At 64.4% G+C, this 15761-nt stretch carries 15 protein-coding genes; 7 read left to right on the top strand and 8 right to left on the bottom strand.

The annotated features are described in order from the left end of the window. Window positions 1-95: 95 nt before the first annotated feature. The 4 genes from ACOJSJ_RS03225 to ACOJSJ_RS03240 all read right to left on the bottom strand — a co-directional run bounded on the left by ACOJSJ_RS03225 (window position 96) and on the right by ACOJSJ_RS03240 (window position 5021). The gene (locus tag ACOJSJ_RS03225; protein WP_420143613.1) at window positions 96-740 is read right to left on the bottom strand and encodes a trimeric intracellular cation channel family protein; all 645 of its coding nucleotides are present in this window, start codon (window positions 738-740) and stop codon (window positions 96-98) included. 128 nt (window positions 741-868) lie between these two features. Further along, the gene (locus ACOJSJ_RS03230; RefSeq protein ID WP_420143548.1) at window positions 869-2182 is read right to left on the bottom strand and encodes a M20/M25/M40 family metallo-hydrolase; all 1314 of its coding nucleotides are present in this window, start codon (window positions 2180-2182) and stop codon (window positions 869-871) included. A 215-nt stretch (window positions 2183-2397) separates the two neighbouring features. Beyond that, window positions 2398-3102 (bottom strand): VIT1/CCC1 transporter family protein, encoded by a 705-nt coding sequence (locus ACOJSJ_RS03235; protein ID WP_420143549.1) that lies wholly within the window; start codon window positions 3100-3102, stop codon window positions 2398-2400. A 137-nt stretch (window positions 3103-3239) separates the two neighbouring features. After that, a complete protein-coding gene (locus ACOJSJ_RS03240; RefSeq protein WP_420143550.1) occupies window positions 3240-5021 on the bottom strand; it encodes an ABC-F family ATP-binding cassette domain-containing protein in 1782 nt (593 codons plus the stop codon). A 139-nt stretch (window positions 5022-5160) separates the two neighbouring features. On the opposite strand from ACOJSJ_RS03240, the gene ACOJSJ_RS03245 reads away from it, so the two are divergent. From ACOJSJ_RS03245 to ACOJSJ_RS03265, 5 genes are all read left to right on the top strand, one after another. Beyond that, window positions 5161-5892: an SIMPL domain-containing protein gene (locus ACOJSJ_RS03245; RefSeq protein ID WP_420143551.1), complete on the top strand. Its 732-nt coding sequence runs from the start codon at window positions 5161-5163 to the stop codon at window positions 5890-5892. Between the two features lie 86 nt (window positions 5893-5978). Then, entirely contained in the window at window positions 5979-6317 is a 339-nt protein-coding gene (locus ACOJSJ_RS03250) for a hypothetical protein (RefSeq protein WP_420143614.1), read from the top strand. Between the two features lie 48 nt (window positions 6318-6365). Further along, complete coding sequence (locus ACOJSJ_RS03255; RefSeq protein ID WP_420143552.1) at window positions 6366-7031, top strand: response regulator transcription factor; 666 nt, start codon at window positions 6366-6368, stop codon at window positions 7029-7031. Window positions 7032-7218: 187 nt separating this feature from the next. Beyond that, window positions 7219-8523, top strand: a complete 1305-nt coding sequence (locus tag ACOJSJ_RS03260; RefSeq protein ID WP_420143615.1) for a sensor histidine kinase — start codon at window positions 7219-7221, stop codon at window positions 8521-8523. A gap of 78 nt (window positions 8524-8601) precedes the next feature. Continuing rightward, a complete protein-coding gene (locus ACOJSJ_RS03265; RefSeq protein ID WP_420143553.1) occupies window positions 8602-9000 on the top strand; it encodes a VOC family protein in 399 nt (132 codons plus the stop codon). Here the strand turns inward: ACOJSJ_RS03265 and ACOJSJ_RS03270 are convergent. Next, entirely contained in the window at window positions 8981-10591 is a 1611-nt protein-coding gene (locus ACOJSJ_RS03270) for a M28 family metallopeptidase (protein ID WP_420143554.1), read from the bottom strand. The genes ACOJSJ_RS03265 and ACOJSJ_RS03270 overlap by 20 nt on opposite strands. Before the next feature lie 119 nt (window positions 10592-10710). On the opposite strand from ACOJSJ_RS03270, the gene ACOJSJ_RS03275 reads away from it, so the two are divergent. Then, window positions 10711-11451: a head GIN domain-containing protein gene (locus ACOJSJ_RS03275; protein ID WP_420143555.1), complete on the top strand. Its 741-nt coding sequence runs from the start codon at window positions 10711-10713 to the stop codon at window positions 11449-11451. Next, window positions 11403-12137 (top strand): GIN domain-containing protein, encoded by a 735-nt coding sequence (locus ACOJSJ_RS03280; RefSeq protein WP_420143556.1) that lies wholly within the window; start codon window positions 11403-11405, stop codon window positions 12135-12137. The genes ACOJSJ_RS03275 and ACOJSJ_RS03280 overlap by 49 nt, the downstream gene beginning before the upstream one ends. Window positions 12138-12212: 75 nt before the next feature. On the opposite strand, the gene ACOJSJ_RS03285 is transcribed toward ACOJSJ_RS03280, so the two are convergent. The 3 genes from ACOJSJ_RS03285 to odhB form a co-directional block, all read right to left on the bottom strand. Beyond that, window positions 12213-12677, bottom strand: coding sequence for a hypothetical protein (locus ACOJSJ_RS03285; protein WP_420143557.1), 465 nt, complete (start codon window positions 12675-12677; stop codon window positions 12213-12215). A gap of 280 nt (window positions 12678-12957) precedes the next feature. Then, window positions 12958-14373 (bottom strand): dihydrolipoyl dehydrogenase, encoded by a 1416-nt coding sequence (gene lpdA, locus ACOJSJ_RS03290; RefSeq protein WP_420143558.1) that lies wholly within the window; start codon window positions 14371-14373, stop codon window positions 12958-12960. Window positions 14374-14484: 111 nt separating this feature from the next. Then, the gene (gene odhB, locus ACOJSJ_RS03295) at window positions 14485-15756 is read right to left on the bottom strand and encodes a 2-oxoglutarate dehydrogenase complex dihydrolipoyllysine-residue succinyltransferase (RefSeq protein WP_420143559.1); all 1272 of its coding nucleotides are present in this window, start codon (window positions 15754-15756) and stop codon (window positions 14485-14487) included. Between the last annotated feature and the right edge of the window lie 5 nt (window positions 15757-15761).

Consider the following 15761-nt stretch of genomic DNA (forward strand, 5'->3'; position numbering starts at 1 on the left):
GGCGGGCTGGCGGGGGTATTTGATCGGGGTGGGGTGGGGGGGGGGAATAGCGCTCCGACAACGACAGTTCAGGGCATGGGAGAGAAGGCGGGCGCCTACCCCTCCTCCTCCCGATAGCCCGGCAATCCCAACCCGCGCCAGATCGCCATGGCGCGCAGCCCAAAGCCCAGCGTCGCGGCGATCATCCCCGCGACCGGCACCTCCAGTCCGATCCAGCGCAGCGCCACGAACAGGCCCGAAGCAAAGGCCGCCACGGTCACATAGAGTTCGGGCCGCAACAGGATGGATGGTTCCCCCGCCAGCAGATCGCGCATGATGCCGCCCACGCATCCGGTGACGACGCCCATGATCGCGGCGGAAAAGGGCGGCACGCCGAAACTCATCGCCTTGGCCGCGCCGAACACGGCAAAGGACGCCAGCGCAAAGGCGTCCAGCCATGCCAGCGCCCGGTCGCTCCACCAGCGGCGCGGCGTGATCCACACCAGCACCGCCCCGCTGATGCAGGCGATGGCCGGGGTCGCATCCACCACCCAGAATACCGGCGCGCCGATCAGCAGGTCACGCACCGTCCCCCCGCCCACACCCGTCACCAGCGCAAAGAAACTGAAGGTCACGATCGTCTGCTGCAACCGCGCCGCCGCCAGCGCGCCCGATGCCGCCGCAAGGAAAGTCGCCGCGATGGCGAGGCTTTCCAGCACCGGGCCGATGGACGTCGCGAATGTGGGCGTGGGTGGCAGCATCATTCACCCATAACCGTTCGGGCTGAGCCTGTCGAAGCCCTGAACTGATCGAAACGAACGCTTTTCGCTTCGATCAGCCTGAACAGGCGCAGGGTGACCCGAGGACGGTTGCGTCCCCCCGTTCGCACCTATTTCCGTCCCTTTTCGCCTGCCAGACGGCTCATCAAGATGGCCGCGCGCTTGGCCTGACGCTTCATGGTGGACAGGTCCGCTTTTTCCGCCGGGCTGTGATCGCCGCTGGACGCGAGGCCAAGGCCCACATAGCCGTCCGTATCCGCCGCGACAAAGGCGATGTCGCCTGCCCCGCGCTTCAGCGGATCGAGCGCAGGCATTTCGGGCAGGCCCAGATCCCTGTTGATGATGTTCAGCCTGTCCAGCAGCGCCCTGTTGCCCGGCGTCGGCGCCATCGACGGGTAGCCAAGGTCGAAATCGATTTTCGCCGACGTGCCGTTCAGATGGCCGTTGTCCACGATCTGCTGCATCTTCCCCTGCACGCGCCTGGTCTGGTCCTCGCTCAGCGTGCGGAAATCGCCCTTCGCCACCGCGATCGGCGCGATGATGTTGGTCTTGCCGGTGGACGCGATGCGCACGCCGTCCTTGTCCACATCCGCGCTCTGCCCGCCGCCGATCAGCCCGACGTTGAAGGTCAGATTGGGTTCGGGCAATTCCTTGCGGAACGCGGTGATGATCCGCGCCAGTTCGTAAATGGCGCCATCGCCGGCCGCCGCGGAAAATATGCCCGAACTATGCCCCGACTTGCCCGTCGCCGTCAGCGTCCAGCTGTTGGAGGATCGCCGCGCTATCGACCCCATATCCCTGCCATTTTCCTGCGACAGGCCCTCGAAATCCAGCGCCACATCGGCCCGCTTGCCCGCCTGGATGAGGTCGGCGCGCGCTACGGACACCGGGTCGCCCGCATCCTCCTCGTCCCCCGTCAGCACGACTTCGATATTCGCGCCCTTCAGCGTACCCGCAGCCTGCATGGCCTTCAATGCCAGCAGCATCGTAGCCACCCCGCCCTTGTCGTCCGACACGCCGGGGCCGCTGGCCCAGTCGCCATCCCGCCTGAAGGTCTGAAACGGCGAATCGGGTTCGAACACGGTGTCGAGATGACCGATCAGCAGCATCTTCGTGGCTCCGGCCTTGCCCTTATGCACCGCGATCAGGTGCCCGGCGCGCTTGGCGGCAACCATCGGCTTCCATGTCACGGTAAAGCCCAGCGCCTCGAACTGCGGGCGCAGCATGTCGGCCACCGCCTTCACGCCCGCGAAATTCATCGACCCGCTATTCTGGTTCACCAGTTTTTCCAGCAGCGCGACGGACGGTTCATATCCCGCCTCCACCGTCGCTCCGATCGTCTTTTCCGCCGGGCTGAGCGCCGCATGGGCGATGGGCGACATGCCCGTCATCAGGGCGGCAGCGATGAAGACGCGCCCGATCATAGCGTCAGGCCCGTTCCGGCCGCACCGGCCATATGCTGAATACCGGCCATATGCTGAATGAAGCGCATGTCTCTTTCCCCTTGCTTTATGGCATGACCCGATTGGACTGAATCGGATGATCCCACAAATGTCTTTTGTTTACCGGATTTTGCGATCCGTCGTCCGTCCCTGATGGCGTCAGGATGCTTCCCGTCACTTGGGACCAGACCCTGACATCAAATCGCCGCGCCGAACAGATGCCCTGCGCCCGCCGTCACCGCCATGGCGAGCGCCCCCCAGAACAGCGTGCGGATGACCGACTTCCACGGCCGCGCCCCGCCCAGCACCGCTCCGGCCCCGCCCAGCAGGGCCAGACACAACAGGCTGATGCCGACGATGACCGTCATCGCATGGTCGGGCGGCACCATCGCCGCCGCCAGCACCGGCGGCGCCGCCCCCACGGCAAAGCTGGCGGCGGACGCCAATCCTGCCTGCACCGGGCGCGCGGTGGCCACATCCGATATGCCCAATTCATCGCGGGCATGGGCGCCCAACGGATCGGTCGCCATCAACTGATCGGCCACCTGCCCTGCCAGATCCAGCGTCAATCCGCGTTCGACATAGATGTCGCGCAATTCGATCCATTCGGCATGGGGCTGGGTCAACAGCGCCTTTTCTTCCTTGGCCAGATCCGCGCGCTCGGTGTCGGACTGGGCGCTGACGGACACATATTCGCCCGCCGCCATCGACATCGCGCCCGCCACCAGCGCCGCGACGCCCGACAGCAGGATCGATTCCGCACCCGCCCCCGATGCGGCAATGCCGGTCATCAGGCTGGCGGTGGACACGATCCCGTCATTGGCCCCCAGCACCGCCGCGCGCAGCCATCCGATGCGGTTGACATAATGGACCGCATGGTGGGGTTGGGGCGTTGCCGGCATGTCCATCCTGTTTCCTTCTGTCGCGCCGCATCCTGCCGTCCGCTCCGGGCGAAGCCTGTCCTCAACCGGCCTGACGGGGGCTGGAAAGGATGTAAGGAACGGCCTTCAACATACTCAACCCAAACGAAGGTAGAAGCCTATCCCCCCAATCCTTCCGCCTTTTCCGCCAGCTCCAGCCAGCGTTCTTCGGCGGCATCCTTTTCGGCCCGCGCCTTTTCGATCGCGCCCGTCAGCGCGGCGAACTTTTTGGGATCGCGGGTGTAAAGCGCCGGGTCGGCCAGCGCCTCCTCATCCTTCGCGATCGCCGCTTCCAGTTCTTCGATCCGCTTGGGCAGCAGGTCCAGATCGCGCTGGTCCTTATATGTCAACTTCGCTGATACGGGCTTGGGCGGCGGCGGCGCGGCGGCCGCCTTCTTTTCGGCCCTGGGCGCTTTTCGGGGATCGCGCTTCTCGATCCAGTCGGCATAGCCGCCCACGATCACATCGACCGTCCCGGTGCCGTCCAGCCCCAGCGTCACCGTCACCGTGCGGTCCAGAAAATCGCGATCATGGCTGACGATCAGCACCGTGCCGTCATAATCGGCGATCACTTCCTGCAACAGGTCCAGCGTTTCGAGGTCGAGGTCGTTGGTCGGTTCGTCCAGCACCAGCAGGTTCGATTCGCGGGCGAACTCCCGCGCGAACAACAGCCGCGAACGTTCGCCACCCGACAATGTGCCCACCTTCGCCTCCGCCAGCGACGGGTCGAACAGAAAGTCCTTCAGATAACCATGGACATGCTTGCGCACGCCGCGCACGTCGATCCAGTCGCCCCCTTCGGCCAGCACGTCGCGGACCGACTTGTCGCCCTGCATCAGGCTGCGCTGCTGGTCGATGAAGATCATGTCCAGCGTCTTGGCTTGGCTGACCTCCCCGCTGTCGGGCGCCAGTTCGCCGGTCAGCAGCTTCAGCAGCGTCGATTTGCCCGCGCCATTGCCGCCGACGATGCCGATCCGGTCGCCACGCTGCACGCGCAGGGAAAAATCGTTGATGATCGTGCGGTCCCCGAACATCTTGGTGACATGCTCGGCCTTGATGACGCTCTTGGTCTTGCTGTCGTCGGCCGCCACCGCGATCTTCGCGGTCCCCTGCGGTCCCTGCATCGCCGCACGTTGCGCCCGCATGTCCCACAACTTGGCCAGCCGTCCCTGATTGCGCTTGCGCCGCGCGGTGACGCCGCGTTCCAGCCAGTGCGCCTCGATCTTCAGCTTCGCGTCCAGCTTCTCGGCAGCCCGCGCCTCCTCGGCATAGACCGCTTCCATCCATTGTTCGAAACCGCCAAAGCCGATTTCATTGCGGCGCATCTGCCCCCGGTCCAGCCACAAAGTCTGACGGGTCAGCCGGGTCAGGAACGCGCGGTCGTGGCTGATCACGATGAAGGCGCCATTATAGCGCGCCATCCAGCTTTCGATCCAGTCGATAGCGGCAATGTCCAGATGGTTGGTCGGTTCGTCCAGCAGCAGCAGGTCAGGCTCGCTCGCCAGCGCGCGGGCGATGGCGGCGCGGCGGCGCTCGCCCCCGCTGGCGGTCTTGGCTTCACGGGACCGGTCGCTGCCCAGCTGGTCGGCGATCGCCTCCACCTCATGCGCGGGCGGCGCAAATTCGCCCGCCAGCGCGAAATCATGCAGCGTTTTGAACGGCGTCACGTCGGGGTCTTGCTCCAGCGTGATGACCCGCGCGCCCGGCTGCACCGAACGAATGCCCTCATCCGGTTCGATCTGCCCGCCGATCAGTTTCAGAAGAGTGGTCTTGCCCGCGCCGTTGCGCCCGATCAGCGCCAGCCGGTCGCGCTGCCCCACATGAATGTCGATGCCGCGAAACAGCCAGTTCGCCCCCTGTGAGAGGCCCAGATTTTCGAACGAGAGAATAGGTGCTGCCATGGCCGTGCAGCTAAGGCCTATGGCGCATTGTAGCAAGAGCGGAACCCCCAAAGCTGTCGGGCGGCTTTCAACGCATGTCAGCGTCCATTCATCGCACCCCGGCCAAATGGGGGGCAGGACTTACAGAGGAGACATGTCCATGAAATCCGCTCTCGCCCTGATGGCGCTTGGCGCCGCCGCGCTGCCGGTCGCGGCCGTTGCCCAGACCAGCGTCACCATCGCCGAGACTGCGCCGGTGGTTACGCTCAACGTCACCGAAAGCGTGGAAGCCGCACCCGATGTCGCAACCGTCGGCACCGGCGTCCAGACCCGTGCCCAGACGGCGCAGGCCGCCATGCAGGACAATGCCGCACAGACGCAAAAACTGATCGCCGCGCTTACAAAGGCAGGCATTGCCAGGAAAGACATCCAGACCAGCGGCATCAACCTGTCCGCCCAATATGATTACAGCAACCGCGATGGTCAGCCTGGCGGCCCGCGCTTCATCGGTTATGAAGCGTCGAACCAGCTGACCGTGAAGCTGCGCGACATCAAGCGGGTCGGCGCGTTGCTCGACGCCATGGTCGCGGCGGGCGCGACCAACATCAACGGCCCGACCTTCAGCATCGACGATCCCTCGCCACTGATCGTTCAGGCCCGCGGCGCCGCACTCAAGAGTGCAAAGGCGCAGGCGGATTATTATGCACAGGCGGCGGGCTATCGTGCCGCGCGCCTCGTATCGATCAGCGAAAGCAACAGCGGGGGCCAGCCCCCGATGCCGATGATGGCCCGCGCCAGTTTCAAGGCCGACGCCGCGCCCGTAACCCCCGTGGAACCGGGTCAGGTCAGCGCATCAATCACCCTGACCGTGCAATATGCGCTGGATAAATAAGCCGCACTTTGCCTGATCGGAAGGGCAACGATGCCTCGCCATCGTTGCCCTTTTTGTTCATCTTTGCGCCATTCACCACCTGTTCAATGCCTTTCGCCTATGCCATGCCGATGAATATGAAGTGGAACAGCCTGCCGACTGCCCTTTGTGCGATCATCGCTCTGGCGGTGACGATGCCGACCGCCGATGCGGGCGGCCGACGCGATGAGCAGGATGCCGCGCGCCGGGCGATGCTCGATGGGCAGGTCATGCCCTTTTCCATGATCAAGCGCCGGGTCGATGCCGCCATGGGCGGCGCATCCTATGTCGGCAGCGAATTCAACCCTTCGGCCAACCGCTATCGCCTGAAATATGTGAAGGACGGCAAGGTCATGTGGGTTGATGCGGACGGCCGGACCGGCGATATTATCGGCATGGCGCGCTGATCCGCGCCCGGCTACAGATTTTCCCATAACAGAAACGGATTGATTCCCATGCGCCTGCTGATCGTCGAGGATGAACCTAGTCTGGGCCAGCAGCTCAGGAACACGCTGGAAGGCGCGGGCTATGCCGTGGACCTCGCCACCGATGGGGAGGACGGTCATTTCCTCGGCTCCACCGAAAGCTATGACGCGGTGGTGCTCGACCTTGGCCTGCCGACGATCGACGGGCTGACCGTGCTCGACCGCTGGCGCAAGGAGGGGAAAAGCTTCCCCGTGCTCGTCCTCACCGCGCGCGACAGCTGGTCGGACAAGGTGGCCGGCCTCGATGCGGGCGCCGACGATTATCTGGCGAAGCCCTTCCAGAGCGAGGAACTGATCGCCCGGCTGCGCGCGCTCATCCGCCGCGCATCGGGCAATGCGTCGAGCGAACTGATCGCGGGCGACGTGCGACTCGACACCCGTTCGGGCAAGGTCACGCTGAAGGGCGATCCGGTCAAACTCACCGCGCAGGAATATAAGCTGCTGTCCTATCTGCTCCATCACAAGGGCAAGGTGGTCAGCCGCACCGAATTGATCGAACATATTTACGATCAGGATTTCGACCGCGATTCCAATACGATCGAAGTGTTCGTGACGCGCATCCGCAAAAAACTGGGCGCCGACGTCATCACCACCATCCGCGGCCTTGGCTACAGCCTGGACGAACCGGGGCGGTAAGGACCATACACCGTTCGTGCTGAGTAGGGATTGAGCGAAGTCGAAATCCCGTATCGAAGCATCTCGCACGAACCCTTCGATACGCCACTTCGACTTCGCTCAGTGGCTACTCAGGGCGAACGGCCTTTTAGTGACTGACGCAGTAAGCCCTCCCCCCGTCCGCTCCACCGGCTCCATCAGCCGGCGGATGATCGGCATCGCGGCGTTGTGGATCAGCCTGTTGCTGATCGGCGGCGGCGTGGCGCTGGATCGGGTGCTGGCGGATGCGATCACGCGCAATTTCGACGACGGCATGAATTATGTGCTGACCGCGATGATCGCGGCGTCGGAAATCGGGCCGGACGGCGAAGTCCTCTTCAACCGCGAACTGGCCGATCAGCGTTTTCTGGAACCCAATAGCGGCCTTTATTACCAGATCAGCGCAAAAGGGCGCGAAGACTGGCGCTCGCGCTCGCTATGGGATCGCGCGCTGAAAGTGCCGCCCGAACATCATGACCGCCATTTCCATACCTATGACAGCAAGCAGTTCCCCGACGAAGACCTGCGTATCATGGAACGCGCCGTCATCCTGCCCGGATCGAACACGCACTGGATATTCATGGTGGCGCAGGCGCGCGAGGGGCTGGATGGGCAGATCAGGACGCTGCGCTCCACCCTGTTCAAAAGCTTCGCGCTGCTCGCGCTCGGCCTCTTCGTGCTGGTGACGCTCCAGACGCTCTATGGCCTGCGCCCGCTGCGCAAGGTCCGGCTGGAAATCGTGCGGATGCGCGGGGGCGAAAAGAACCGCGTGACCGAACCCATGCCCGCCGAAGTGCTGCCCATGGTCGAGGAACTGAACGCCCTGCTCGCCCATAATGAGCGGCAGGCCGAAGAAGCGCGCACCCATGCGGGCAACCTTGCCCATGCGCTCAAGACGCCGCTGACCGTGATCATGAACGCCGCCACCGCGCAGGCGCCCGACCTTGGCGAAAGCGTGATCCGCGAAGCCACCACCATGCGGCGGCAGGTCGACCATCATCTCGCCCGCGCCCGTGCCGTCGGTCGGCGCGGCGCGGCGCAAAGCCGGGCGGAGGTCTGGGCCAGCCTGACCGCCGTCGAACGCGCCGTGCAGCGCCTCTATCCCGACGCCCGCGTCGACATGGACGGCGACAAGGAAGCCGCCGTCCGCGTCGAGCGGCAGGATCTCGATGAAATGCTCGGAAACCTCGTCGAAAACGCAGCCAAATATGGCGGCGGCAGCGTTTTCGCCACGGTCGGCCGGGCGGCGGGCATGATCGAAATATTGGTCGAGGATGACGGAATGGGCATCCCGGAAACCGAGCGCGTGCGCATTTTCGACCGGGGCGTGCGCCTTGATTCGGGAAAGCCCGGCACCGGCCTTGGCCTCGCCATCGTGCGCGACGTCGCGGAAATCTATGGCGGATCGGTCGCGCTGGAAGAAAGCGAGGATCTGGGCGGGCTTTTGGTCAGGTTGCGACTGCCCGCCGCGTAGAAGGACAGATTCCGCATCATCGACATCCGTTCGCAGCCCGAACGGTTATACATTCATTCTTATCTGCAGAGACGTCCCATGCGCGCCATCCATCACATCGCCCTCATCTGTTCCGATTATGACCGGTCACGGGCCTTCTACCGCGACATTTTGGGCCTGCCCGTCATCCGCGAAGTCTATCGTGAAGAACGCCAGTCATGGAAATGCGATCTCGACGCGGGCAATGCGCAGATCGAACTCTTCTCCTTTCCCGCGCCCCCGCCGCGCCCCTCCCGCCCGGAGGCATGCGGCCTGCGCCACCTCGCCTTCATCGTCGACGACATCGATGCCGAAGTGGCACGCCTCGCCGCCGCAGGGGTGACGTGCGAGCCCGTCCGCGTGGACGAATATACGGTTCAGCGCTTCACCTTCTTCGCCGACCCGGACGGCCTGCCGCTCGAACTGTACGAACAGCCGGTTACTTCACGAAACGCTTGAAGAAGCTGTCGCCATTCCACACCGGCCGCGCGGGCGCATTGGCGACGCGCAGCGTGACTGCGGTGACATAGGCGTTCAGCTTCGCGCTTTCGGCCGGCATCACCGGCTGGTTCAGATCGTCGAAGGGCGAATGATAGATATTGGCCCGCCACGCCTTTTCCGTCGCGGCTTCGGGCGTCCCGGCCTTGAACCCATATTTGAAGAACAGCGCGGGAATGCCTTCGCGGATGAAGCTATACTGGTCCGACCGGATGAACACGTTGCGATCCGGGAAGGGATCGGGCGTGATCGGCAGCTTCATCTGCGCGCTCACCGCTTCGACATCCTTGCCCAGAGAGCTTTGGTCATAGCCGATCGGCGTCACGCTGGTCAGCGGAAAGATCGGCAGCGCCATGTCGAAATTCAGGTCCGCGACGATGCTCGCCTGCGGCACCGTGGGCCGCCGCGCGAAATAGCGTGACCCCAGCAGCCCCTTTTCCTCCGCCGTGACGATGGTGAACAGGATCGACCGCTTCGGCTTCACTTTGCTGTTCTTGATCGCCTTGGCAATTTCCAGCAGGCTGGCAACGCCCGACGCATTGTCGAACGCGCCATTATAGATGGCGTCGCCCTTGATCGCGGTGCCGATGCCATATCCGTCCAGATGCGCCGACAGCACGACATGCTGCGCCTTCAATTTGGGGTCCGTGCCCGGCATCACCGCGACCAGATTGGGCGACGACAGGTCGCGCCGCTTCGCCACCACCTTCGCCTTCAGGCGCAGCGCCAGCGGAAAACTGGCCACCGGTGCGGATGCATCCGCTGCCTTTGCAATGGCGTCGAAATCCTTGCCGGTACCCGCAAAGAACATCGCCGATTTGGCCGGGTCGAACTGCGCCCCCAGGAACGGCGTCTGCGTGTCGCGCATCGCCGTGTCGGCATAATAAAGCGCGGGCGCGCTCGCCAATGCCACGCGCCGCACCCATGGGATTTCCACCTGCCCCGGCGTCACCAGCGTGATCATGCCCAGCGCGCCCTGCTGCGCCAGCCAGTGCGCCCGTTCCGATCGCGCATGCGATTTGAGCGCGCCCGAAATATTCGCAGGCCCGCCAGACAGCACGACGACGATCTTGCCCTTCAGGTCCAGCCCCGCAAAATCGTCATGCCCCGCTTCGGGCAGGTGCAGGCCATAGCCCGCAAACACCATCGGCGCGTCGATGCTGTCGGGCACCGGCCCGCCGCCACCCGAAAAGATCAGATCGCCCGGCACCGCCAGCGCCTTTTCCCCGTCCGGCCCGATCAGCGCCGCGCTGCTCTGGTCCGACTGGATCACCTGTTCGACAAAGGCGACCGGCTGTTTGTACCCATCCACGCCTGCCGGTTTCAGCCCCAGCGCCCTGAACTGGGCGATGACATAGTCGGCGGCGCGATCATAGCCAGGCGTGCCCGTGCCGCGCCCTTCCATCCCGTCATTGGCGATGGCCTGCACATGCGCCCACCATGCGGCCCCCGCATCCTGCGCGGGCGCGGCCTGTGCGCTGGCCTGTGCGCTGGTCTGCGCGCTGGCGGCGATCATGGACAATAAGGGCAGCGCGATCAGGGAAAGACGCATCGATATGGGACTCCGTATTTTCAATGGGCTATCATGCCTTACCCTGCCCGACGAACAAGGGGCTTGGAACCGCCACCCGCATGTGTATTATAAACACAACACACATTCAGGAGATAGCGATGTCCCGTCCCCTTCCCTTCGTCGCGCTGATGCTGGCCGGCATGGCGCTGTCGACCACGGCCTGTTCCCGCACGAAAGAAACCCCCGCCGCAGACGAAATCGCGCAACAGGTTCAGGATTGGAACAAGACCGGGCAGTTCGACGCGATCGAATCCACCGGTCCCGACAATGTGGTCGTGACCATCGGCGACCGGATCAGCATCAAGGCGGATGGCGATCCAAAGGCGGTGGCGGACCTCGACATCCGGACGAAAGGCCAAACGCTGATCATCAGCCGCAAGTCGAGCAGCGGCAGCTGGATCGATCATGACAAGGGCGCAACCGTCCGCATCACCATGCCCGCCATCAGGTCGGCGCAGCTGACCGGCGCGGGCGATTTCGACCTCGACCGGGCGGAAGGCGACAGCCTGACTCTGTCGCTGACGGGCGCTGGCGATTTCCGCATCGGCATGGTGAAAGTGAAATCGCTCACCACCGACATTACCGGCGCGGGATCGATGAAGATTGCGGGCGCGGCGGACAGCGCCAAATTCTCCATCACCGGCGCGGGCGACATCGATGCGGGAGCGCTCAAGGTCGGCGGGGCGGACGTATCCGTGCTGGGCGCGGGCGACATCGCCTTTGCCTCCGACGGGAAGGTCGCTATCAGCATCATGGGGCCAGGTGATGTGACGGTGAAAGGCAAGGCGCAATGCACGACCAGCGGAATGGGACCGGGCGAAGCGCGCTGCGCACCCTGATCGCGACCGGCGGCGCGGCGCTGCTGCTGGGTGCGGCGCCCGCCGGGGCCGCCACGCGCGGCTATACGATCACCAGTTTCGACGCGATCCGGGTGGACGCGCCGGTGACGGTCATCCTGACCACCGGCACGGGCGCGTCCGCGCGGGCGGATGGCGACATCGCCCTGCTCGACCGGCTGAAACTCGACGTATCGGGCCGGGTCATGACCATATCGATGGACGCACCGCGCAACGGCGAAAAAAGCCGGGGCGCGGCCACGCTGCGCCTGTCCACCGGCACGATCGAACGGGTGATCCTCAGCGGCGGCGGTTCGATCGCCATCGACCGGATCAAGGGATTGCAGGGGCAGATGGTGCTGGGCGGCAATGGCGACATCAGCGTCGCCAATATCGACCTGGATCAGATGGACCTGATGCTGGCAGGCGGCGGGCGGATGACGCTGGCGGGGCGGACGGGCATCGCCAACATCCGGGTAACCGGTGCGGGCACCCTCGCCGCCGAACCGCTCCGCGCGCGTCAGGCGACCGTCAGCAACGAAGGACCGGGCAGCATCAGCCTGACGGCGGACGTCACCGCCGACATTCGCGCATCGGGATCGGGCACCGTCACGCTGACGGGCAAGGCCGTCTGCACCGTCGACAATCGCGGCACCGGTCAGATCAGCTGCGGCGGCGAAACATATTGACCGAAACAGGTGGCACGGCGGTTCTGTTTTCGTCAGCTGGGCACCGACCGGTCGGAACGCTCCCCGCACCAGTCGCTATCCCGCGCCTTCCACATCGTCGGTCCAGCAGGACGCCAGTTGCTTCAGCGCCCCGTCCACCCGTTTGGCCAGCGGCGATCCCACATTCGATGTGATCGTGATGTCACCCATCGGCCAGTTGGTCGGGCTTTTCAGATGATAGCTTGCACTGTCCACGACCATCACCCGTGATGCATCCGGGCTCCCCGACGGCTCAGGAAAGGGCATGGTCACATTAAGCATGTCATGAACCACCGTCTGAACCGCCGGACACCAGCTGGAATCGGCCCATTTCATACCGACAACCTCGTTCCCGTCCTTGATGGTCAGCCGCAACCGATAGTGAAATGCCGTCCCCCGGCGCTTGCCGCCGGTGGCGATCTCCACCAGTTCGCTTTGGCGGCTCAGCGCGCCGGACCGGCCAAATTCTCCCCATATGTGCGGCATGTGGGGCTGCGCCGTTGCAGCCGCCGCCAGAGCCATCAGGATGATAGCCCATCCCTCTCCAGCGCATTGTGACATCATCCGTCCCAGATGACGGCTCGCAAACTGCTATCACCAAAGGACGATCGAACCATGATCCGATTTCATCCCATCGGATCATGGCCCGATCATGCACCGGGCGCGTGGATGCCATGGCCTCTATACCGCAACAAGCAGCCTCTCCCGTCGACAGCGCCTTCTCCAAACAGAAAAAGGCCCCCGCGATACGGAGGCCCCTTCCTTTGTCTTCGCACGCCTGAACAGGCGGGAAGCGAACCGATCACATATGGATCGGCTTGCCGGTGACGGCCATCGCCGCTTCCTTGATCGCTTCGCTATGCGTCGGGTGCGCGTGGCAGGTATAGGCGATGTCTTCGCTCGACGCGCCGAATTCCATGGCCTGCGCCGCCTGCGCGATCATCGTGCCGGCAACGGTGGCGATGATCCACACGCCCAGCACCTTGTCGGTTTCCGCGTCGGCAATGATCTTCACAAAACCGTCCGGCTCGTGATTGGTCTTCGCGCGGCTGTTCGCCATCATCGGGAACTTGCCGACCTTGATCGCGCCCTTTTCCCCACCTGCCTTCTCAATCGCCGCTTCTTCGGTCAGGCCAACGCCCGCGATTTCCGGCTTGGTATAGACGACCGACGGGATCACGTCATGGTTCACGATGCCGGTCAGGCCCGCGATGTTCTCAGCAACCGCAATGCCTTCGTCTTCGGCCTTGTGCGCCAGCATCGGGCCGGGGATGACGTCGCCGATCGCCCAGACGCCCGGAACCTTGGTCGCGAAGTCATGATCGGTTTCGATCTGACTGCGCGCGTTCAATTCCAGACCGATCTTGTCGAGGCCCAGACCTTCCGTATTGGGACGGCGGCCGATCGACACGAGGACGACATCGGCCTCGATCTTTTCAGCGTCGCCACCGGCGGCCGGTTCGACGGTCAGGGTCACGCCCTTCTTGCCGACTTCGGCGCCCGTCACCTTGGTGCCGAGCTTATATTCAAAGCCCTGCTTCTTGAAGATCTTGTTGGCTTCCTTGCGGACTTCGCCGTCCATGCCCGGCAGGATCTGGTCGAGATATTCGACCACGGTGACCTTGGCGCCCAGACGCTTCCACACGCTGCCCAGTTCCAGACCGATGACGCCGCCGCCAACGACGACCAGATGCCCCGGAACCTTGTCCAGTTCCAGCGCGCCGGTGGAATCCACGATCTTGCCGCCAGCATTATCGACCGCCACGCCCGGAAGCGGCGCGACCGAAGAGCCGGTGGCGATGACGATATTCTTCGCCGTCACCTTTTCACCGTTCACTTCGACGGTGTTGGCGCCGGTGAAGGTCGCCAGCCCCTTAAGCCAGGTCACCTTGTTCTTCTTGAACAGATATTCGATGCCGCCGGTCAGGCCCTTGATCGCCTCGACGCGCTGGCCCTGCATGGTGGGCAGGTCGAGCGACATCTTGTCGATCTTGACGCCCAGCTTGGCGAGCGCCCCGTTGGCGGCTTCGTCATAAAGTTCGGACGCGTGCAGCAGCGCCTTGGACGGGATGCAGCCCACATTGAGGCAGGTGCCGCCCAGCGTTTCGCGGCTTTCGGCGCAGGCTGTCTTGAGGCCAAGCTGCGCCGCGCGGATCGCGGCGACATAGCCACCGGGGCCAGCGCCGATTACCAGGACGTCATAATCGAAATCGGACATGGGGTTTTCCCTTCTCCAGTCATGCCAGCGGAAACTGGCACCTCCCTGCCCTTTTTCCAAGAGGCGGGGACGCCCCGGCGCGTGGCCGGGGCGATATTCATGCGGTGATGCTTACAGGTCGATCAACAGGCGGGTCGGATCTTCGATCGCGTTCTTGACCGCGACGAGGAAGGTGACCGCTTCGCGACCGTCGATCAGGCGGTGATCGTAGCTGAGCGCCAGATACATCATCGGACGGATCACGATTTCGCCGTTGCGCACGACCGGGCGTTCCTCGATGCGGTGCAGTCCGAGAACCGCCGACTGGGGCGGGTTGATGATCGGGCTGGACAGCAGCGATCCGAACACGCCGCCGTTGGAGATGGTGAAGGTGCCGCCCTTCATATCTTCCATCGTCAGCTTGCCTTCCTTGGCCTTCTTGCCAAAGCCGCCGATGGTCTTTTCGATGTCGGCGACGCTCAGGCTTTCCGCGTTGCGGATGACCGGAACGACGAGGCCCGTCGGGGCCGAAACGGCGACCGAGATGTCGGCGAAGTCGTTATAGACGATTTCGTCGCCTTCGATCTGCGCATTGACGCCCGGAATGTCGCGCAGCGCCATGCAGACGGCCTTCGTGAAGAAGCCCATGAAGCCCAGACGGACGCCATGCTTCTTCTCGAACAGATCCTTATACTTGGCGCGCGCCTCGATGACGTTGGTCATGTCGACGTCGTTATAGGTCGTGAGCAGCGCGGCGTTGTTCTGCGCTTCCTTCAGACGCTTGGCGACGGTCTGGCGCAGGCGGGTCATCTTGACCCGCTCCTGCTTGCGGCTGGGACCAGCGGCCGGGGCATCGGCGGCGGGCGCAGCGGCGGCAGCGCCACCGGCCGCAGCCTTGGCCGTGCCAGCGGCGGCGGCGGCGGTGACGTCGTCCTTGGTCAGGCGGCCATCCTTGCCGGTGCCCTTGATCTTGCTGGGGTCAAGGCCATGTTCCAGCACCAGGCGGCGCACGGCGGGCGACAGGGTCAGGTTGCCGCCTTCTTCGTCGTCCGAAGCGGCCGGGGCCGATGCGGCAGGCGCCGGGGCAGCGGCTTCCGCCTTGGCGGCGGGGGCAGCAGCAGCGGCGGGCGCTGCAGCAGCGGGCGCAGGCGACGACGCGGCAGCGCCGCCTTCGGTCACATAGGCCAGCAGCGCGCCGACTTCGACCGTGTCGCCTTCCTTGGCGACCAGATCGCCCATGACACCGGCGACGGGCGACGGCACGTCGACCGCGACCTTGTCGGTTTCCAGGCTGACGATGGGCTCGTCGGCCTTGACGGCTTCGCCGGGCTTCTTGAGCCACTGGCCCACGGTTGCTTCGGTAACGGATTCGCCCAGCGTGGGGACTTTGACTTCGGTTGCCATGAGCT

The sequence above is a fragment of the Sphingobium sp. genome, from assembly GCF_048594625.1.
GTDB lineage: Bacteria > Pseudomonadota > Alphaproteobacteria > Sphingomonadales > Sphingomonadaceae > Sphingobium.